This window comes from Elusimicrobiota bacterium (genome assembly GCA_016218575.1).
Classification (GTDB): Bacteria; Elusimicrobiota; Elusimicrobia; order UBA1565; family UBA9628; genus JACRDN01.
In genome coordinates this window covers 235,151-257,543 of the sequence record JACRDN010000019.1, presented here as the reverse complement: position 1 = coordinate 257,543, position 22,393 = coordinate 235,151, and the positions used below count along the sequence as shown (strand labels likewise).

Here is a 22,393-nt window from a genome sequence, read left to right as displayed (position 1 = left end):
GTCAATGCCCCGCCTTTCGCGCCTAACGCCGATCCAAGGCGAGCGCGGCGGCGCCCAGGAAAAAAGTCCAGAAGAAGGCGAAGGCCAAGGGGATAGCAGGCGGCGAGAGGGGAGAGGCCCCCTCGTACGCCCGCGCGGGCTCGGCAGAGAATCTCAGGGCCGCCACGATCCGGCGCAGGATATTATTAGACGCGCGGCCCTCGCGCGCGGCGGAGGAAGCCGTAGGGCCGTTCCTTGCGCCAGCCGCGGATGAAAACGCCTCGGCTTCAGCCGGCTGGCCGCGGGCTTCGAGGAGGGGGACGGCAGGCGCCGATCTCGCGGAGACAACGGAGACAACCTCGAGCGCGGCCGCGTTCACGGCCGCGCTTAGATCTTCGCTGCTTGCCGCCAAGCCGGCTTGGGCCAGCCGACGCGCCGGGACCTCGGCGATGGCAAATCCAAGCCCATTGCCCACCGTGGTGATGGCCAGCCGTGCCACCGGGCCCGGAAAATCGTTCAAAGCCCCAGGCCCCTCGGAAGCCCGCGCCCGTGAGACTTCGGGAGCTCGGCCGGACAGGCCGTCGGCGTTCGGAGCGGCCATCGCCAAGGACAATTCTTGCTGGACAGGCCGCGCCCGCGGCCTCCGGGCCTCGGCTCGGGCGGCTCCGAATGCCCCGCCATGCGCTCCGATACCGCGCGATGGAGTAAAACCCCCGAGAACGGACGCAATCTCGCCAAGACCGACTTCCCGACCGGGCTCGGAGGCCTCGTCCCAACGCCCGGACTCCAAGGCCCAACTCGACTCAAGCTCGGGCGCGAAACCGGCCCCGGCGACAGGGTCCGCGCTGCGCCCGGCCGGGGATGGCGGGGCGGACCGGCTCTCCCGCCGAAGCGCGCGCCAACCCGCGTCCCATCGAGCGGACGAGAATCGCGAGGCGGAGGCCGGAACATCGGCCGCGCCTTGAATGGCGGACCGCGGCAGGACCATGTCCTCGAGTCGCAGCTCGCGGCCCGAAACGAGAGATCCGCCGGCGGCTTGACCGGGCGCAAAGCCAGGCGCCTGCGAACGGACGGTGCCTGCTTGAGCCGGCGCTCTCAGGTCGAACCCGCCTACGCCGGGAATTCCGCGGGCAGGGAGGACACCGACCCCGGCCTGGGGGAGGGCGCCGCCGCGCCGCGCGCCGACGATCGGCCCGGCTCTAAGAGGAAGCGCCAAAAAAATGAGAGCGGCCGCGAGCTTCATGATCTTATTTTAAACCAAATTACCCGCCGCACCATGGGTCTTTAGTCCTATTTTTGCGGGGCCAAAAGGCCCATTTTTCGGCGCGCCGCCTCGATCTCACGGCGCAGGCGCTCGACATGCCGGCGCAGGGCTTTTTGCGCTGCCAGCCGCGCCGCGATCCGGTGGGCCCGAGCCGTGAGCGCGTCCGCGGCCCGACTCAAGGTCCCGCGCCTGCCGTCCTCCCGCGCCAGAGCCCGCTCCTGGCGGCCCTTCTCCTCGGCGGGTGCGCGTTCATCCGCCTGGGGGAGGGCCGCGAGCCTCTCGGCATAACCGTCCAAGGCCCGGCTCTGGGTCTCGTACTGCGTAGCGCCCGGGCGAATCTTGACCTCGGTCTGGACTCGGTCCACGGCCAGGTGCCCGGGATCGCCCGAGATAATCACGGACCCCGTGCCGTCCGAGCGGGGGTCCTGAGAAATCAAGGGATCGGAAAGCTCTCTCTCCATGGATTTGTCCCCGAGCCCCGCGCTCCGGGAGGACTCCTCGTAGGAGCCGGCGCGGCCGCGCACCTTTTGAATGGACACCTCCTCCCAGCCGCCTTGGAAGCGGCTCAAGACCCGCAGGCGCAGGGCTGCCACATCCTGAAGATTCTGGGCCCAGAGCCTCTGCAGGGACTTGACGCCGTACTTGACGTCCTTGTTCGACTTGGGGTCATGCATGCCCTTGGCCGAGATGTTCTGGCCGGGCCTTATCGGGGAGTCGAGTTCCACTTCGGCCGGGAATTGGCTGGGGTCGTAAATCCTCCCCACGGGATCGGGCAGGAGATTCAGGAGATCCACCGCCCCGAGGACTTGGCGGAAGAACCCGTGGCGCTCGGTCAGGACTCCCTCGGTCTTGTAGGCCTGTATCCGCCCCAAGTAGCCGTCTTGCAGCATGTCCTGCCCGAGCAGGACCTCCTTCAAGGTCCCGACGAGGCCCCGCGGGATCTCGAGGGCGATGTTGCCCCAATTCCAGGGCATGACGCCCCAGGAGCGGGCGCTCCCGATCTGCGATTTGGCGCCGCGAGCGCGCTCGGCCAGATACCGGCCGTTGATGAGGGCGTAAAGTCCGCTCTCGGGGTCCTCGTAATGGCTCATGCGGAAATAGGGCTTGGCCTTCCGGCCGGAGGCCGCGAGAGCGTCCTCTGCCTCCATGGTCACGGATTTGATCCGGCAGGACGCCAAGGCCTTGACCGCCAGGTCCCGGTCCTGGTAATAGCGCTTGACCCGCCCCTCGGCGTCCGCGAAGGCCACCCAGACCTCGCCCTGGATGCTCACGGCGACCTCGCCCGCGCCGATGAAGGCATCGAGCCTTTGGGGGCCGTAGACGGGCTCGGCCTTGACCGAGACGAGGCGGCCCTCCCGGTCGAGGCCCAAGATCATGTCGCGGCTCTCGTAGAGGCTCCAATTCTTGGAATGCTCCAAGAGCTCCTCGGCCCCTTTCACGGCCTTGGCCGCGTTGGCCGCCCGGGCCGCGGCGAAGCGCCGCTTTTCCGCGGCCTCGGTCCACCTCTTGGCGAAGGGAGCGTAAAGCTCCTGGGTCTTCTTGAAATCCGGGATCTTAACGAGGCGCCTCTCGATCTCGGCGGAAATCCGGGCCTGGTATTTTTCATCGGATTCCCCCTCCCTCTGGGGATACTGAAGGAGGCCCTCCTGGCGCAGGCGCTCGCGCCAAAGAGCCGCCATCGCTTGGTAGTCTATCCCGGCCTTGCGGTTCTCCTCATCCCGGGCCCTCAGGACATCCTCCGCTTCCTTCTCTCGCGCCTGGGACTTGGCAAGTTCCTCCCTGGCCCTCTCCAAGTCCCTCTCGGCGTGGGCGAAGGCTTTGAGCAAGGCCTTGAAATCATCCTCCCCCAGGTACATATCCGCGATATTTCCCTGAGCGTCGCGGGCGAATCCATAGCCGCCGAGCTTCAACTCCAGGTAGCCTCGGCGCAGCTCGAGGTCGCGGCGGCTCTCGATGGCGGCCTTGAGGGCAGTCGCTCCCGAGGCGGAGAGAAGCAGTTGACGAAAGTTCTTAAAATCGGGAGAGCCCTTAAGACTCTCGAGGGTGGGGAATTTCCCGCGCGGAGGCGCTGCGCCGCCGGCGTACAGATACATCACATACTTCTCTGGAGCCTCCCTCAAGGCCGCAAGGGGGTGCAAGGCGTCGTGCAGGCTCCCCGGCCGGTCGCCCGAGGCCGGGGCCCTGAAGAAAAGGACGAGCCCCTGGGAGTGCTTGCCCCCCGTCCCGAATATCTCCGCCACGGAGTAGCCTTCCTTCCCATCGGGAGCGGGGCGGTCGAGAGCGAAGTCGTGGCGCTTCATCCTTTCCCGAACGGCCGCGGACTGCCGGGCCGCGGCCAGCCCCTCCTCGGCCCGGCCGCGCAGGAAATCGTTTTGGTCGGCTCCCGAAAGAACCTCGTAGCGCCCGCGGCCAGGGGCGGCCTGGAGAAAATAGCGCCCGCTTTCCTCGAGGATGTCGCCAGATTTTTTCTTAGCCTCGAATTCCTCGGCGGTAAGCCAGCCGTCTATGGTCCACAGCCTCTTGCCGTCCTTGGAGACTCCGGTCACGGCGTAGAGCGGGGTCATATCCGAGCCGCCCTTGAGCCAACGCTCCCGCGTCTCCTTGAGTCGGCCCAAAGCCTCTCCGATGGCGGAGATCTCAGCCGCACCCCGCCCGCTCCAGCGCGCCGAGGCAAGCCTCGCCTCCTCCAGCATGACGAGGGCGTCCAAGGCGAGCATCCCGCGCCCGAAGCGGCGCGCGGCGATCGCGCGATCGAAGACCCGCCCCACGTCGTAGAGCCCGTCCAAGCCCCGGGCCAGGCTTTGGTTCTCCTTCACCTGCCTTGTCGCGAGCGCGGCCACAAGCTCCGCGTCGAAGTCCTGTTGGGCCCGGAGGTAAGCGTCGAGCTGCATGTCCTTCAAGAGGAAAAACCGCGGATCCTCTCGCCTGTCCAGTAAGTAGTTCTGAAGAAGAATTTGGCGAAGCTCTACCACACGACTTTTCAACTCTTCCAAACGTTGGAACGACTCCTCCACTTTGGTCGGGGCGGGAACCGCGTGCCAATAAGCCTGGCGGAGCTCGGCTGCGGCCTCGACGTAATCCGCCCGGCCTTGGGCCGAGCGAGCAATGGAGGCCTCGAGGTCCTTATTGAGGAAATTCAGGAGCCCGCCCCAGGCCGGGTTCTCTTTTACGTCCAAGGCCCCCAAGGCGGCCAGGACCTCGGAGAGGACAGCCATCAAGTCCTCGCGCTTGCCCTGGACGTCGTTCAAGCTCAAGAGCTCGAGCCTCTCGGCCGGCGTGAAATCGCGCAGCCTCACGGCCTGGGCGTCCCTCAAGGCCTCGCGCAGGAGCCGGGCCCGCTCCGAGAGGCGCGCCCGCAGCTCCGTCGGAATCCGCCCGCCGAGCCCGTCCAAAACCAGGTCCTGACCCTTCTCGAAGGCGGGGTCTGCCAGGCGCTCGGCCCAATAGCTCAGGAGCTCGGCCTTGGGGTCCGAGCGCAGGCCCGCCGCGTCGCGGACCAAGGGGGCCGAGAAGGGACGCAGTTGGGACGAGGGCTCGGCCCCCAAAGCCTCGAGCTCGGTCACGAGCTCGATGAAGCTCGACTTGAACTCCGCCACGCCATCCGAGAACGCCAGCCAGGCCGCGGCCAGGCGCTCGCGCGCGGCGTCGGCCTCGCCCATATCCGCGGGAGAGTAGGAAAGTCCGGTCAGGGCCCGGTACTCCCGGGCCGCAGCCTCGATGAGGAGGCGCTCGGCCTCTACCTTGCGCGCCCCGTCCTCCACCCGGCTCATCAAGGAGTGCATTCTCAAGGACAGCTCGCGCATCCGGCCCGTGGCCTCCAGCTCCTTTCTCAAGGCCTCCGAGATGATGTTCCGGAGCTCCCTCTCGATGGCGCGCGGGTCCGGGGCCTCCAGGAAGGCGCCGGAGATGAACCTGTCGCGGAAAAGGCCGAAGGCGAGCACGGGGGTGACCCCCTTGTAGCTCATGCGCTCGGCGAGCACGTCGGCCCGGATCTGGGACATGAGCCCGTCCTCGTCCTTGCCCGGCTCCGGGAGCCCGCCCTCGAAGAGGCTTGCGCGCAGGCGGGGGATCTGGGTTCTCTCCAGCTCGGCCGCGAAGTCCGCGGACTCCGGGACCAAGGCCGCCAGGGCCGCCAGGGGAGTGCTCGGGTCAAGACCCAACAACGCCACGATCTCGGCGCGCTGGGAGGAAAGCCTTTCCCCGATCCGGCGCAGGACCTCGGGGTCCTTGGCCATGCGCGAAAGCCTGACGCCGGCCGCGAAATTCTCGGTCAGTATCTCGGCCCGGGAGGCCGCCTGGGCCAGGCTTTCGCGGTAGAGCCGGTCCATTTTCTCCTCGCGGAGCTTGGCCAAATGGAGCAGGGCCTCGGGCGGGGTCTCGGGGCTTCTGAGCCTCAGCTCAAGCCACCCTTCGATATAGCTCTTGTCCACTGTCTCCTTGCCCAAGCTCTGCCAGGCGTAGAAGTAGCGCAGAAATCCCGCGGCCCGGTGCTCCACCTTGTCGGGCAAAGCGATGGAGGCGGGCTCGCGCGGGGCCCTCGCGGAAATCCGCCTCTCCTTCTCGATCAGGAGGCTTTTCAGGCTCTCGAAGCTCGCCGGAAGGGGCTGGGATGCGGCCGCCGGGCGGGGCTCCTCCCCGAGGACGAGGAGAGCCCCCCTCAAAGCCAGCTCCTGCCCCTTGAGCCAGGCCAGGCGCGAGCGCCCCGCGGCCGCCGAGCCGCCTTGGAGGCGCGCGATCTCCGCGCGGACCAAGGCCAGCGCGGTTTGAGCCTTGGCCCGTTGCTGCTCCAGTATCTCCGGGAAGGCCTCCCAGGCGCGCTCCTCGCCCAAGGTCTGGGCTCGGGTCGCGGCCACGAGATCCGGGTCGGCGGCCTCGGGGCTGGTCAGGGCGTTGACGAGGCGGCCCAGGTAGCGCATGGCCAGGGAAACCGGCTCCAAGGCCAACTGCTCGATCTTGAGGCCCTTGTCGGCGATCTCCTCGGCTTTTCTCGCCACCTTGAGGCGGGCCTCGAGTATTTTGCGCTCCGCGGCCTGGGGGTCCTTGGCCGCGAGAATCCCGCGCAGGGCCTCCAAAGCCCGCTCGGAGGAAAGCGAAACCTCCAGGGGCGCCTCCGGGTGCCGTCCCAAAAGCGAGTTGATCGCGGCCAGGGCCTGGCGCGCCCCCAGCCGGAGCTCGCCCGCCTGGAGGCGGTTTTGGTCGGTCATGGGGCCGCTCTCGAGCTCGCGGGCGGCGGCCTCGGCACTGTTTAAGGTCACGATGTTCTGGTAAAGCTGGACCGCCAGGCCCGCCTCGATCTTGGCCTTCAAGGCCTGGTAGTATTCCCCCTCGCCCTCGGCCTGGGCCACCTGCAAATCCTTGAGCTCCTCTGGCTTGAACTCGAAGCCGAGCATCGGCCAAACGGGAATGCCGGTGATCCCGAACTGGGGGATCCAGCCCGCGCCCGAGGCGGTGAGGTTGGCGCCCACGCTCAGGTTGAGGAGGATTTTATGGATGCGGGAGGCGTTGGCCTCGCCCATGGCCTTGGCGGCGAGCTGGCGCAGGCCCACCTCCTCCAAGGTCCAGGAGCGCCGGACCGCCCCGTCGAAAGCCTGGCCGAGGGAGTCCAATCGAAAAACCGAGGTCTCTTGCTCCGGCTCGCGCAGGAGTCCCTGCTCGGTCGCGGCCCAGGCCTGGGCAAGGCTGGCCTGGCTGCGGGCCTTCAAGGCGGTCTCGGCGTACCACTGCCAGGAGTCGAAGGCCTTCTTGAGGTCGGAGGCGCTGACGAGCCCGTTGCGGTATCCCCGGATGGCCTGGCTTAGGTCCCAGGCCGCTTGGGGCAGGCGCGGGGCGATTTGCTCGGCCGCGGCGTCCCACATCTTGCCGCTTTGAAAGCTCTGCGCTGCGGCCAGGCGCTGTCCAAGGTAGGCCTCCTTCATTTCCGCGAGCGCGGCCCGGCCCTCCAAAGCGAAGGCCTTATCCGCCGCCTTGGAGTTGGGGTCCCAGACCGGGATGCTGAGAGTGAGGCCCGCCCCGGTGAGCTGGCCGGCCAAATGGTCCTGAATCTGAACCCCCACGGCTAGAGTAAGCTTCTCGACCCAAGTCATCCAGTTCAAGAAATTGGAAGAGCTCGTTCCTAGACGTTTCTCCAGCTCTTCGGGGTTCAAAGACAGCAGAATTTCCTTTAGACGTTCCGGAACTGCGATGGTGCTTCTTATTTCCGCGAGGAGCGCCTCTATATCTTGCGCGTTTAAATTATTAAATGGGCTTTCGGCCGTGGGAGGCCGGCCGGAAAGCACGTTGTAGCGTATGAGGGCCTGGTGCAGGCGCGCGGTGGCCTGGGCGGCCTTGACCTCCCCCTCGGCGCGCAGGGCCGGGCTCGGGGCGCGCTCCGCCATGTACTTGGCGAGCTTGAGCTCCCACTGGGCCTGGGCCAGCTCCACCACGGTGGACTGCCACTCCTTGGCGAGCTCAAGAAGGCGCATCTGCAGGCGCAGGCCCTCGCGGTAAAGGCTTTGAGCCTTGGCTTGGATAAGGCCCCTCTGCTCGCGGCTCAAGGTGAGCTCGGTGCGCGTGCCCAGGGACGGGCCTCCGGTGAGGGCCTTCTCGGCCTGGCCGTCGGCCACTGGCTTGGAGACGAAACCCACCATCCCTTCGATGCGGGTGTTGTCGAGGATGGCCCCGGCCTTGCGCAGGGCTTGAATGTCGCGGGCGAGTATTCCCATGTCCTGGCTGATCAGGCGCCGGGCCACGTCAGTTTCAAAGAGCCGCTTGAGCTCGGCCACCTTGCGGGCCGAGGGGCCGCCTTCCTCGGCCTTGTAGAACTCGTCCAAGCGGTCGTTGAAAGGCTTGAGGATCTCCCCCCCGTGGAGGTCCTGGCGGGCCTGGCCCGTCACCTTGTCCCAGAGCTCGCCCAGGACCTGGGAGGTGCGGATCATGACCTCGGCGCGGGGCGGGGCGCCGGGATAGGGATTGCCGTAGCCCACGTTGAAGGTCGTCACCTGGTCGAGGGTCTTGGAGACGCCCACATGGTAGGCCCCGACCTTGCCCAGGAGCCGGCCCTCCGCGTTAAAGACCAGGCCCTGGTCGAGGAGATTGACGGCCAGGCGGTCCACGTAGGTCGGGTACTTCTCACCGAGCTCGACCGTGGCCTCGTTGTTGACGAGCATCCAGGGCTTGCCCTTGTCGTCGCGCAAGGTAAATCCCTTGAGCACGGTGATCCCGGCGGACCTCTGCGTGATGTCGTCGCTGCCGCCGCTTCTGGCCAGGAACAGGTCCAAGGTAAACGTGTCCTCCGAGTTGAGAAGAGAGCCTATGTCGAAGCTCGGGCCCAGCTGGTCGCGGGAGAAATGCTTCTTGGCGCCCTCGGCATGGATGTGGAAGGTCCTGTTCAAGAACTCGTCGTAGTGGGCAAAGTCAAGGTTCACCTCCTGATCAAATTTGCGCGGGTCCTTGGCCCAGAGCTCCTGGTGCTCGTAGTTGAGCCTCATGACCGGGAAGAACTTGATCGAGGTCTTGAAGTTGCCCCCGTAATAATAAGGATGCTCCTCCGGGTGGTTCAAAGCGAAGTCCGCGTATCCCGCCGCGGCCACGTAGAGGGTGTCGCCCAGGAGCATGCGCGCGTGGTCCTCGAACACCTGGACGCGTACCTCCTGGCTCTGCGAGGCGAAGGTGGCCTCCTTGGGGACGTTCAAGACCGAGCGGTGCAAGGTGATCATGAAGTAGTTGACCCAGTCCCGGCCCTGGATGGACTCGACCTGCACGCCGAAGCCCTTGCCGCCGTAGGGGGCGTTGCGGTCGTTGGGGGGACTGGCGAACTGCCAGCCCACCACGCTTACGTTGTTGCCGAGGACCCGGGCGATGTTGCCCAAGGTCACCCAGCTTTCCGTCTCGAGCCCGTTGGGGACGGAGAAGCGGGTCTGGTAGACGAGATAGAAGCCGTCCGCGGAGTCCCCGAAGTCCAGGACCTGGGCCTGGGGGATGAAGCTCGAAAGCCCCGCCGGGTTGCCCAAAAGGCCCTGTTTAATGGCCGAGAGATCCTGCGAGGCGCCCTGCGGGCGGATCATCTTGAGAAGCCCGTCGAGAAAGGCCGAGTACTCGGACTTGCGCACCACCAAGGCCGACGCGCCCTTGTCCTTGCCCTCGCCCGGCATGGCCCACATCCCGCGCGAGAGCCTCAGGTTCTCGATGCGCGAGACCAAGGCCGCGGGCAAAGCGTCCTGGAGCGCGGGGTCGGCCAGGACTTCGGAGAGCTCGTTTTGCTTGTCCTCGATTTGACCCAGCAAAGCCGAGAGGATTTGGCGCGAGCGCCCGCTTTGGTCCTTCAAGTCGTGGTAGTTGATGTTGGCCTCGAGGACGGCCCGAGTCTCCTTCATGATCTCGGAGATCCGGATGAGGGGACGGCGCACGGCCGACTCGTGGGGATCGTTCAACTGGGCCAGCCACCGCGCCACCTTGGCCCGGTTGGCCTCGAGCTGGTCGAAGGTCTTTTTGAGGACCTCCTGCATTTTCCGCGCGGCCTCGGCCTCCCCGCCGTTGACCTCGAGCCCCCCCTGGCCGATGTCCTTGAGTCCCTGGTAGTACTCCCGGACCTTGTCTAAGACCTTGAAGCGGTCCTCGTTCCACTGGCCCTTCACGTCGAAGAAGTCCAGCCCCTCCCTCAAGAAGGAGTGCAGTTCGGCGTAGAGGCCGAGCTGCCGGGCGTACACCGGCTCGGCCGTCTCCCCGTTGCCGTTGAGGTAGGCCTCGTCCAGCCGGGAGAGCTCGACGGCATGCTCGAGAACTTGTTTGGCCCTGGTCAGGAAGTCCTTGGCCCGGGGGATCTGATCCCTAAGAGCGTCCTGCGAGGCCTTGATAATCCCGTCGGCGAAGAGAAAGCGCGCCATCGCGGTCGAGGCCGGAGCCCCTCCGGGCTTTATCTCGGAGGACTGCACCAGGCGCGCGCCCGCGCTCTTGGCCAAGAGCGCGATCTTGCCCATGGCGGAAACCTTGACTTTTTCCTGAGTGCCGGAGAGTAGCTGGTCATTAGCAGGAATGAAATTGGTATCCTCGGCCCCGGCCTCGGCCTTGGCCTCGACACCGATGCGCCTAAGCTCGTCGCCCAGCCTATAGATGAGGGGGCTGTTGACGAGGGCCTGGACCCGCTCGGCGCCGGCCGAGTCCGCGCTGATGTCCGTGGGCAGACGATAGGCCAAGAGGTTGTAAGGGCCCGCGGAGCGGGCCTTGGAGAGACTCTCTATTTCGGCGAGAATATTATTGACCTCGGCATGTTGGGCCTTCAACTGTTGGGCTTTCTCGGCGCGCTCCTTCTCGTATTCCTTGATTTTTCTGTGAAGGCTGAAGGGCTGAAGCTCTCCGTAGAGCACCTCCGTGCCCTTGAAATCCGGATTGTCCCGGTTCTTGACCTCGGTCAGGAATTCCTCGACGCCCTTGTGATGCCCTTGGGCGTCGTCGTAGCCGTTCAAGTTGTCGGTGAACTGCTTTCTCCAGGCCGCGACCTTCGCGGCGGCCTCGCTCCTGTTGCCCTCGGCGGCGCCATGGCTGGCCAAAGCCCAGGGCATGGTCTCCTCGTAGAGTTTCTTGATCTCCCTATAGAGGCCCAGCTGGGCGTCGAAGAGCTTGTAGAAGTCCCCGGAAGAATCGGAGCGCAGCGAGGAGAGGGAGTCCTTGACGTAAGGAATGAGGGACAGGGAGAGCATCTCCTCCATGCCCTCCAAGGCGGGCTTCATTTTGTCGCGAAGAAGGATGGTCTTTCGGGTAAGTATCGCCTGGTTCTCCTCGCGGCTCCGGGAGAAGGCCTTGTCGCTGTTGATGAGGACCTGGTCTTGATGGATGTCCTCCACGATGTCGCGTCCCATCTGGACGAGAGCTTGGAGCCTGGCCTGGGCCGGAGATATCTTGGGAAGGGCGTCATTTATGGCCTTGATGGTCCCGTCGGCCCGCGACCAGCGGATGAGCTCGTCGGCCGCCTGCGGCAGGAGCCGCGCTATATGGATGAGGTCCACCTGGGCCTTGCTCGTCTCCAAGTCGTCTCGATCTGGAAATTTCACCACCCGCAAATGGTCCCCGTAGCTCTTCACGGCCTTCTGGAGCTCGGTGAGACCTAGGTTCCCCAGGCTCGGAATATGAGACTGCGCTACCGCGTTGATGCGGGCCGCACGCTGGTCTATATCAGCGGTGAGCTCGCGCACCTGCGCCTGCGCTTGGGCCAGGATTTGGGCCTCCTCATCGCGCCAGAGGGGCAAGGACTCCTTGTGGCGGTAGCCGAACTCGTCGGCCGTCATGGCGGAGTTGGAGCGCGACAAAAGATTCTCCAGGGACTTCGAGTTTTTCTCGAAGTCCCGGAGCTGGCCTTGCCAATAGGCCTCGCGCTCGGAAAGTATCCTCTGCAGATTGGCGCGGTCCAAGGCCTGGCTGAGGTTCCCGGAGTAATTGACTTCCGGCTCGTTGACCACCATGAAAATGGCCACGGCCGCGCCCTCCACCGGGTCTCTTTCCGACTCAAGCTGGGCCACGCCCTCCTTCAGGAGCTTGAGGCTTTTCCGGATGCGGTCCAGGTTCGCTTGGAGGGTGGCAAGCGAGAAGGCGTCGGAGCCCTCGCGCCGCTGTTGGGCCACCTCGGCGATTTTCCGGATCTTGTCCTGGTACTCGGCGATGGGGTCGCCGCTGTCCCCCCCGTCGCGCAGGCGGATCGCATCCAAAAGGTTGGCGGTCTCCACGCGGAACTGGCCGATGCTTTGCTGGGCCAACCCCGTCTGCTCCCAGTACTTGGCGATGTCGGCCTTGCGCTGTTCGTCGGCCCTGATCTCATCCTGGGCCTCGGCCTTCCATTTCTCGAGCTCGGCGAGATTCGCGTCCGCGATCTTGGCCGCCTCCTGGTTCTGTTGGCGCGCCCCCCCGATCTTGGCGAGCTTGGCCTCGAGAAGCTCGAGCATTTGGTGGATCACCTTCTCGGCCGCGTCTATCTGGTTCATGGCGAAGGCCAGGTCCATCACCGTGGCCAGGCGCGACATATCCTTCTCGAAGGCCAGCATCTCCTTGGCGTCGCGGCGCTCGCGCAAGGCCTGGTTGCGGACCTTGTTGACGGCGGCCAGAAGCTGGGAGAGGGCCTCGTAAGTGGCCATCTCCCCCTTGGCCTCCCCGCGCAGGCGCTCGACCTCGGAGAGAAGCCCCTCGATTTTCTGCACCGTCTCCGGAGCCACGCGGGGAAGCGCCCCTTGGTCTCGGGCCAGGGGTTTTTTCTCGGCCAAAGACTTGAGGCGGTCCCTTAGGGACATTTGCTCGGCCAGCCGGAGCTCCAGGCTCTCCCAGAGCCCGGGCTGATCGGCCTGGCCGGGCAGGAGCAGGCCGTTGTAGTAGTCCTGGAGGGCCTTCAGGGCCTTGATGTCCTGCAAATCCCGGGGCTTCGGATTCTTCAGGTCATGGCCTTGGCCCAACTTCGAGCGGATATAGCTTTCCCGGCGCTTGGGATCGAGCTCCCCCCAAATGCGGTCAAACTCCGCCTTCTCGGCCTCGGTGACGGGGCTCTCCTTGCCGCGGGCCTGCTGGATCTGGCCCTCGACCCGGGAAAGCTGACGGTTCAGGGCGGCGACGCGGCCTCGTGCCTTCTGGGCCTCGGTTTCCCGCCGCGGCGCGGCGGGCGGCTGAATGGGCGCGCGAGCGGGCGCTGCCGCCGACCTCTTGGGTGATGTTTGGGGCCTGGGCGCTGGGGCGGGAGCGGGCGCCGGAGCCCTGGGGAGAATATTGAGCCCCACGCTGTCCTGGAATTTATACAGCAGGTTGAAAAACGGTCGGGCCACGGCCTTGGCCGCGTTTGCGACCCACTCCGAGGCCTTCTTCAAGTAGTCCCAGGCCGATGCCGGGGCGTCGCTCGGCCTGGGACTGAAAGTATGCGCCGTGGGCGGCGTTGCTCCCCTGGAAGAGAGGTTCCTCCGGTATTGTTTCAGCCCAGCCCGCCCACGGGAAAATCTCGCCGCGGCGATGGAGCCGTCCCGCCGGGCCAAGGGCCTGGAAAGGCCCAGGCGGTCGTAGTAGCGGTTGAGGCGCCCCGGGTCCACGCCTTGGTTTACCGCGTCCTTCAAGGCCTCGAGGTCGGCCAGAAGGCGGGGGTCCCGGCCCAAAGTCGGGCGGCCATCCCGGATCGCGATGAGAGCGTCCAACCGCTCCTGGGCCGCGGCCTCAAAGCCCGCCGCGTCCCGGGCGAAGCGCTCCCCGTAAAGCCCCCGAAGATAGGCCAGGAAGGCATCCTTCCAGCGCAAAAACCGCGCCTCGAGCCGTTCCACGTCCCGGGGGGCCTCGGGGGCCAAAGCGGCCTCCTTGATCTCGTGAAGCTCGGGCAGGAAGCGGCGGGTGGCGGGATTGTGGGGGTCTTTTTTGAAAAAAACCTTATATTTTTCTACGGCGTCCAGGAGGGCGGAAACCCGGGCTTGGCCGCCGGCCGGCGGCTGGGCCCCGACTACGTCCGGACGTAGTTGGAAAATAACCAGCCCCAGGCAGGCCATAAGCCAACCGAGCCGTTTACCGGCCTTTCGACACCCCATCAGGATTAAGGATAGCCTTTAGCAGGCTCCCCGGCCTGGGCCCTTGGGGCGGGGAAACCCCTACAATAGGCCCAGGCCTATATAGGACCTTAGGCCCATTTTTCTTAATAGTGCCAGGCTTAAAAGGTTAAATAAATGACTTTAAACGCGGTTTTTTGGCTACCGGGAGGTCGGGGCTTCCATGTCCCGGATAAGCTGGCTAACCGCGCTGGGGGTGCGGTTGAAGAGCCGGCCAAGCTCGGTCACCCCGATCCGGGTTTCCTTCCATATCCTGTAAATAGCCTGGCGGCGGACCGCGGTGATCTCCCGCCACTGGAGCCGCCCCACCAGCCGCTCCTCCTCGATACCGTGCTTGACGGCCATCTCGGAGAGGATGCGCTTGGCGTCCTGAACCACGATCGGGCGGGCCAGAGCCGGGGAAACGGGCTCTATGTTGGCGAGCTTGGCCAGGTACTCCTCCCCGCCGATCACCCCGTCCTGGACGGGGAGCTCGAACTGGTGGGCGTTTTTCAGGCGCTCCTTGATGTAGGTGAGGTAGCGCACGGACTGGGCAAGCCGAGTCTTGGCCAGGGGCTTGAGCACGGCCTCGGAGTCCACCAGATGGTCGGGGTTGTGGGCCTCCACGTAGGCCGCACAGCTCGACCAGACGTAGCGCCAAGGCTTTTCCTTGAGTCCGGCCCGCACCGGCCGGAGGTGGACGTAGCGGGTGGTCTCGGCCAGGAACTTGTCCTTGTCCACCAGAAGAGCCCGGTAGCGACCCTGGAACACGTGCCCCATGCTGTCGTGCTGGCTGTTGAAGTACTTGGTGTAGCCGGTGTTGAAGCCCTGCATCACCGTCGAAAGGTTGGCGTGCTGGGTTTCGATCAAGAGGTGCACTTCACTCGCCATGAGGCAGAAGGCGTAGACCTTGAGGCTCCTGCGCTCCTTGTAGGAGCGCAGGAGGTTTAGGAAATAGCGCCGGTCTTGGTTGGAGAGGAAGATGTCCTGGCGGTTGTTGCCCTGCAGGATGACGTAATAGCAGGCTCCAGGAAACTGGATGCGCTTGGGCCTTCCCATGTTGGGTTCAGGATAGCACATTTCCTCCGGTGCCAGGCACGCGTTTTTGAAAAAGTTAAACAGTCTTTGGGCCCATGCCCCTTTTCCCCGTTGGACCTAGAAAGCTCTCGCGGAAAGGGCGATAATCCGAGGCCCCAACAAACGATGCTCCGGCCCCGCATGAACCACGAGACCGAAAGAGGCCTCCTTAGCGTGATCCGACAGGACGCCTGCGAATTACTTCGGCTTCTCGGAGCCGTCGTCCGGCGGCGGCTCGGCCTTGGCCTGCCCGCCCTTGTAAAAGGGCTTCGGCTCGGGGGCCAATTGGCCCATGGCGCTCCGCCGGTAGCCAAAGAGCCAGGCGGTCATCATAGTCAGGGGGGGCACTGAATACGGCGCGTATTGCGCGAACCCCGCCGCCAGGCTTGGAGAGACCTTCGCGGCCAAGGCCAAAGCCCCGTTCCAAGGAGCCATCATGTTGATGCCCCCCAGCCACGGAAGCCAGCCCTGCAGGAAAGCGAAGTACGAGGGGATATGCGCCAGCGTCCAAACCATGCCCGCTCCGGAGACCAGGCTGATGGCCCCTATCATCAGGGCCTGGATGTCCTCGGGCTCTAGGATACGCTCCACCCGCATGATCCCGGAGCCGGTCAGGTCCGAGAGCTCGACCTGGCGCTGGACCTGGGAGGCCACCATGTCGTAGAGCCGGGAATCGCTCAACAGGCTCTCCAGGGCCGAGGGATCGCCGGCCTGGGCTCGCGCGAGCTCGTCCTGGAATGCCTGGCTCAAGCGCCGGGCCAGCACCATTTCGCGAGCCGCGTTCAAGACCTTAGGATTTGAAATGGAGTAGGGATTCTCCAGGGCCCACTGAAGGGCCTCATCGTGAGGCATGGTATTGAGCTCGGCGCGGACAAGCTCTATGTCGGCCCGCTTGCGCGCGGCCTCCTCCGGGGTGAGCTGGCCCTTCCTCAACTGCTCCGAAAGCCGCTTCTCCATCCCCTCCACGTGCTCGGCCTTGGCCCTGGCGACCACGATATCGAGGAACTCCCGGGTGATCCGCTCGGCCGGCATCGCCGCGATCTCGGCGGCGCGGGCGGGCTCCTCCTTGGCCCATTGCTCGCGCAGGCCCTCGGCCACCGTCTCGCGCGTCTCGCCGAGATAACGGCGCACCACGGCTTCGTCCGAAATCTTGTCGAGCGCACCTTTGGAGTATTTGCCCGCCGACAGCCACTCCTCGCGGATCTTCGCGGCCATGGAGGCGGCAAGCTCGGGACCTTGCCCCTCCGAGGCCAGGCCCAGGAGCCAGCGGCTCGTCTCGCGGTAGGTCCGGTACTCGGACAGGCTCTGGGCGTCGGTGAATTCGTAGACGTCGCTGAAAGCCGCCGGGGCCAGGCGGTCGAGGTGCGGGCGGCCCTTGCCCTGGATATAGCCAGACAAAGACATGTTTTCCTTGCCCAAGATGTAGAGGTTGACGCGGTCGTAGGTCTTGAGCAGCATGTCCAGGCCTCGGCTCGCCCCCACGGTCAAGAGAACATACCGAGCCGTGCCGTCCTCCAAGGCCGCCTCATTTTTATCCCGGCGAACCTCCTCGCCCATGAACAGGTTCTCGGCCTTGAAGGTGTCTCCCACCCGGTGGCGCACGATCGTTTCGGGACGGACCCCATACCGCTCCACGAGCAGCTTCTCGACCGCGTCCGCGTCGCCGTTGGTCTTGATCAGGATCATGGACAAGTTCCGGCCGCCGCCCGCGGCGTTGCCGTGGGCGTAGCTCGTCATGAGCTCCAAGGACTCCCGGCGGTCCTTGCCCATCACGGTGCGGCCCTCGAGGCTCCGCGACCAATGCCCGCGCACCAGCACCCCGTACCTCTCGAGGATGGGGCGCAGCATCTCGGCCAAGGTGCCGGAGAGGGCCACCATGTAGCGCGTCCTCGAGAGAAGCCCTGCTGCGTCCGTCATGGCCAGGTTCTCGTAGGGGTTGGTGATGTCGGCGTTCTCCTTGACGTCGTAGTAAATCCTCTGGCCGCCGGTGTCCAGGGCCGAGTACACGGCCGTCCCGCCCCCGTGCACGGCCAAGGTGCCATCGCCCTTCTCCGCGGGCTGCTCGCCGGCCCGGGCGGGGTCGGCGGAGCCGCCTCTCTGGGGCCTTTTCAGCATCACCGAGGACGGGTCCTTGATCCCCGCGGTCTTGTAGAAGTCAATCAGGTTGCTGCGGATATAGCCCTTGAGGGAAAAGCCGTAGCGCTCCATATGCGCTATCAAGTCCAAGAATTTTCCCCTTTCTTTCTTAAGCTCGGGATCGCGGCTTTTCTTCTGCTCCTTCAAGGCCTGGCGGAAAAATCCCAGGACCTGGGCCTCGACCTCATCGAAGGATTTGGCCAAGTCCCCGCCCCGCTCAAGCTCCTTGGCGAAATGCTCGCCCTCAAGGCGCGTCTTGGCGTGGAGCGCGTCTATGAGCTCCACGGCCTTGCGGTGGGCCTCCCAGAGCGGGCTCTTCCAGGACATTTTCCCGGAGTCCTTGCCGAGGGAAGTCGGAGGCTCGAGGAATATCTGGTCGTACTCGTCGTTGATCTGGAAGCGCGTCTCCACGGGAGAGGGGTTTCCCTCCTCGATGGCCATCAAGTCCTCGAGGACGAGATCGCTGTAGCTCTGGATGCGGAAATCCGGCAGGCGCCCCTTGAAATAGGCCCGGTACACCCCCTGGGCCTGGGCGCGCAGGAGATCGCCGTGGGTGTTGTAGTCCACCCCCTCCAGGCCCGCCTTCTTGGCGACGGCCCGAGCCAAGGGCATGAGCATGATCATGGAAATGGCGGATTTCCCAGCCCCGGTGTGAGCCAAGAGGTAGACCTTGAGGGCCTTCAGAACGTCGCCTCCCTCCTGCTGGAATATGCGCAGGAAGTCCTTGAAAATATTCGTCTGCACGTCCTTGTACTCCGCGATCTTGTTGCCGTGGGCGTCCACGATCCCGTGGGTCTTGAGGGCCGCCGCGGCGAGGGCCACGGCCCGCTCCACCCGCGCTTGGGCCTGGGGAGAGTCAACGTCGCGGTACTTCCCGCTCACGGCGTCTTCGAGGAAGCTCTCCGCGTTGTAGCGGTCCAAGGCGTCTCCCTGCAAGGAGCCTCGGTGGCGCTCCAAGGCCCAGCGGAAGTTGCCGCGCCCGGGGCGGGAGTAAGCCTTCAGGAAATCGTCCATTTCCCGCTCCACCATCTCCGCGATTTCCTCGGCCTCGAGACTTCCTCCCGCGGCCTTGTTTTTCGCGGCGATCCGCGCGGCCAGCCTATCCACGACTAAAATCGCCTTCTGCTTCATGGGGGCGTTGGGCGTGAGGGCCGCGTGCAGTCTCGGGGCCCATTTGCTTTCCCCGATCGGGGCCTTCTCGATGAGTATCCAGGCCGCGAGGTCGCCCAAGTCCTTGATCACGTCGGGATTGGAGATGGGCGTTCCCTCCACCTCGATGCCGGAAAGAGAGCCGGCCTCGTGCTCGCGCACCTGGCGGACGATGTCCTTGAGCAGCCCCCGGTTCCAGAAGCTGCCCAGGCGCTTTCTCAGGATCTGATCGGCGGACTCGCGCAGCCTGGGAAGGAGAAGGAAGTTGACGGCCTCGCGCTCCTCGGCGGTCGAGCCGTCGCCCCTTCCCAGAACGGCCAGGACCTCCTCCATGCTCCGCTCCGAGTTGAAGAGCTCCTCGCGGGCCGAGCGGATGGCGATAAGATCGGCAATCGAGAAGCGGTAGGCCTGACGGCCGAGGCTTTTCCAAATCCTCTCCACCACCATGGCCTGAAGCTCCGGGGAGATGTCAAGCTTGTCCTTGGGCCGCCCAATCTGCGGGTGCCCCCGGACCCGGCCCCAGGTGCGGTTTAGAATGAAGCCGAGAAACTCCTTTACTCCCCATTGCAGGAGAGGCTTGTTAACGTGAAGTCTCCCCTCGAGGGCCGCGTCCTTGCCGAGGACATCCATGAGCCGGCCCTGCTTGTTCAAGGTGTGCAGGGCACGGGAGCTCTCTTTCCAGTCCCTCATGTTCTCGACCGAGACATGGGGCTGGGTGGGTAGAAGCAGCCACGACACCTGCTGGGCCCCGTCGCCCCAGGACTGGGCGTAGGTGAGGCGGTTGATGTGGCCGGAGGCCGCGAAATCCCCCCGGTCCCTTTCGGGTTGGAGAAGCTCGGCCCAGCCGTAGCCCCCGACCGTGGCCAGCTCCTTGCTCATCTCGGCCGCGGCGAAATACTTGAGGCCCCCATCCACGAAAGACCCGGCGAAGACCAGCCATTGCGCGGCTTGGCGCAAAGCTTGGCTGGCCAGCCCCGAGCCCCAGACCTGGCGGCCGCCGACCTTGAGCCCGGCCCCGGAGAGGTTCTCGGCCCACTGCATGGCCGAGCCCCAGAACCCGACCTTGGCCATGGCGGTCTCCCCGGGGGCGCGGGTGAAGGCCCGGGCCAGGGGATTGAGCACCCAGGCCTCGAGGGGGCCGTTGGACTCTCCCAGGCGGCGCATAACGCCCCCGAAGCCGGTCTTGCCGAAGGCCGTGGTCGGGAAGGGGTTGGCCAAGAGCAGGAAGCCGGTCTTGGCCCCGAAGCCGGCACCCCCGGCCAGGCCTTGAGTGATGGCGTCCTGGGAGTCCTTGAAAGGCGAGGTCTCCGGGGACCACAGGTGGATGCCCTCCGACATCATGGCGCTGGCCAAGGCCATGGTGATGGTGTTCCTAATCTGGAATTTTCCCGCGTTCAGGAGCACGTTAGCAAAGCCCCTCAAGGTTAGGGATTTAACCATGGCCTCCTTCAAATTGGCGGGAAGGCCCAAGGTCACCCGGATGTTGCGGCCCACGTTGGTCAATATCTTCCCCGCGAACCGAAAGGTCCCGGGGAAAAGCCCCGGGGAGAGCTTGCCGGCAAACCCGATCATGCGCTGGAGCATGCCCAAATTCTCGGCCATGCGCCCGAGGGCCCCCAGGCGCGCCAGGCGCGAGACCCCGAGGGCCGCCCGGCCGGCCACGGTGAAGGCCTTGGCGATGAGCGGCCCCACGCCGGCCATGGCGAAGGTCCCGGCCACGGCGTCCACCGCCGCGGTCCCGATCATAAAGCCCTTGATATAGGTGGTCAAATGCTCGAAGGCCCCGTTCAGGGCCCCCACGGCCGCGGCCGAGTCGGGGCTCCTCGGCCCCTTGCTCAAAAGCGAGACGATGTCAAGATCGAGCTCGGGGTCCTGCTGGTCGCGAAGGAATCGCACCCGCGCGGTCTCAGCGCCCCTAGGGTCGAGTTCGGCGAGCTTCAAAAGGACCTCGTTGAACCGCCCTTTGCGCAGGAGGTCCATGGCGTCCAGCCTCACCCCTTCCTTGCCCTTCAAGACCTCCCAGGCCTCGGGGTCCATGAGCCGGGCCGTCTCCTCGCCGGCCTTGTCGCGCAGGCCGCCGGTGATGCCGTTGAAGAACCTGTCGAATTGCTTGAGCTCGTACCACTTCTCGTTTTCGTTCCACTTGGAGCTGCCGTACATGCCCATGTAGATCTGGAGCTCGTTCAACATGTCGAAAAGCCGCAAATTCGTGCTGAAGCTCTGCACCACGGCCCCGAGGTTGGCCTGGTAGACCTTGAGCCGGTCAGCCTCCTTTTTCAGGCCCTCGGGGTTGGGGATGGAGGACATGCCCAGAAGTGCCACCAATGATTTAAGCTGGAGCTGGATGGGGTAGAGGCTGTCCTTGACCTGCGAGACCGAAAGGCCCTTCTGCTGGAGGCGTTGCAAGTCGTTGAGGAGAGCGTCGAAGATGGCCAAGGTCTCCTTGGCCTGGGGGGATAAGCTCCCCAGGAACTGCGCGTAAAGACTGCCCTGCGCCTGCTGGGCCGCGGAGAACTTCGCCCGCATCTCCGGAGAGTACAGGAAAATGTTGAATTGCTTGGCCTGGAAGAGGGCCCGCATCTGCCGGGCCTGGGCCAGGAGCTCATGCACGTCATCCTCCAAGGCCTCCAAATTCGTGCTCGCGTAGCGCGCGCGGTACAAAGCGGTCGAGAAGGCGTAGGCCGTCTCGTGGATGAGGGACTCGCGCGAGGAGCCCTCGAGCTTCCTCATCTCGGGCAAAATCTCGGCCTCGGCGGTGCGGATCATGCGCTCGGCCTGCTTGATCATGAGCGGGTCCTCGCTGGACAGGCCCAACTCGCCCTTGAGCTTCCTCTCCTTGAGGCGCCAAACCTGGACGGCCAGGCTCTGCACCTCGAAGCGCTGGATGTGAAGCTGGGCCAGGCGCACCCAGCGGTCCATCTCGGCCAAGGTCGCCTCGCGGTCCTGCTTGGTGAGCTCGGGCTTGAATAGGGCCTTCCTCATGTTCTCCGGGCTGTAGAGGCGCCTCTGGGCGTCGGCCGCGAAGTTCAGGTACTGGATGGCTTCGCTCGCGATCATCTGGAGCTCGAAGCTCAGGTGCTTGTTGGAGTCCATGTCGCTCCAACTCGCTTTCCAGGGGATCCAGCCCGTCCCCGGGATCCAGCCCTGCTCGAAGTTGGAAAGCATGCCCTGGATATCGTTTAGGCTCATGCGGGTCAGGTCCACCCCGGTGTTGTCCTTCTTGTCGAAGGGGTTGAAGGAGGTGCCGGAGATCATGGTGAAGTAGAAGACGAACTGGGCGAGCAAGGTCTTCTGCAGCATCTCAAGCTGGTTGTTGTTGTAGAAGGCCTGGATGCGGGCCTGCATGCCCTCGAGCCTCTTGGCCTCGAATTTCAGCTCCTCGGGGTTGAGATCGGGGGACTCTTGGATGCGGGCCTCGAGGAGCTTCAACTCCTTCTCATAGCCCAGGAGCTCCTTCGGGAACTGGGCCTGGATGAGCTTGAGCTCACGCCTCAAGCCTTCCTTGCTCTTCTCCGGGACCTTTCCGTCGTCCAAGAGGTCCTTGATGTCGGGCCGGTCGTGGAAGAAGCGGATGATCAGGCGCAGCATCTCGGCGAAGGTCCGGCTGTAGGCGATCTTCTGCTTCTCGGCCCCGCGCTCGTAGGCCTGGTAGCCGACCTGCTCGATGACCTCGCGCCCCGGATGCTTGGGGTCGGGCTGGCGCACCACGAAGCGCTGGAAGCCGTGCTTGATCTCCTGGATGTCCACGTCCTGCTGGGTTCGCCCGATGTGGGAGTTATTGACCCGGTAGCGTCTCTCGTACTGGTCCTCCACGAGGGACTCGGTATGGACCCGCCCCCCCTCGGCCTTGCCGGCGTGGTAGGCCGAGTTAGCGAAGGCCTGGGTGAGCAGGATCCCGGGGTCGCGGCCGTTCAAGTTCTGGAGGTCGCTCTCGAGTTTGGAAAGCCTCTCCACCAGATCCGGGGAGCCTCCCGCGAGCTCGCCGGCGCGGTTCAAAAACTCGAAGGTGCGCTGGCGAAACTCCGGGTCCAGGCGGTTTAAGATGTCGGGGCGGCTAAGGAGAAGGCGGATATTGCTCACCACCGGCCTTTCGAGCTTGTATATCCGGTTGGTCCTGGGGTCTATGACCCTCTGGACGGTCTGGGCGGCCGGGACCTCGGCGAATAGAAGCCAGCCCTGGAACCCCGGGCCGGACAGCACGAGAGCCGCCGAAAGCGCCAAGGAGAGGAATTTCTCGGGCGCAAATTGCCGCCTCATTGACTAGAGTTTAGCTAGC

At 65.1% G+C, this 22,393-nt stretch carries 4 protein-coding genes; all 4 read right to left on the bottom strand.

What is annotated here, in order from left to right:
* Window positions 1–22: 22 nt before the first annotated feature.
* On the bottom strand, window positions 23–1,222 hold the full coding sequence (locus HY921_09360; GenBank protein MBI5631079.1) for a hypothetical protein: 1,200 nt from the start codon (window positions 1,220–1,222) through the stop codon (window positions 23–25).
* Between the two features lie 47 nt (window positions 1,223–1,269).
* On the bottom strand, window positions 1,270–13,758 hold the full coding sequence (locus HY921_09355) for a hypothetical protein (protein MBI5631078.1): 12,489 nt from the start codon (window positions 13,756–13,758) through the stop codon (window positions 1,270–1,272).
* Window positions 13,759–13,917: 159 nt separating this feature from the next.
* Window positions 13,918–14,835 (bottom strand): transposase, encoded by a 918-nt coding sequence (locus HY921_09350; protein MBI5631077.1) that lies wholly within the window; start codon window positions 14,833–14,835, stop codon window positions 13,918–13,920.
* A gap of 195 nt (window positions 14,836–15,030) precedes the next feature.
* Window positions 15,031–22,374 (bottom strand): hypothetical protein, encoded by a 7,344-nt coding sequence (locus HY921_09345; protein MBI5631076.1) that lies wholly within the window; start codon window positions 22,372–22,374, stop codon window positions 15,031–15,033.
* Window positions 22,375–22,393: the final 19 nt, after the last annotated feature.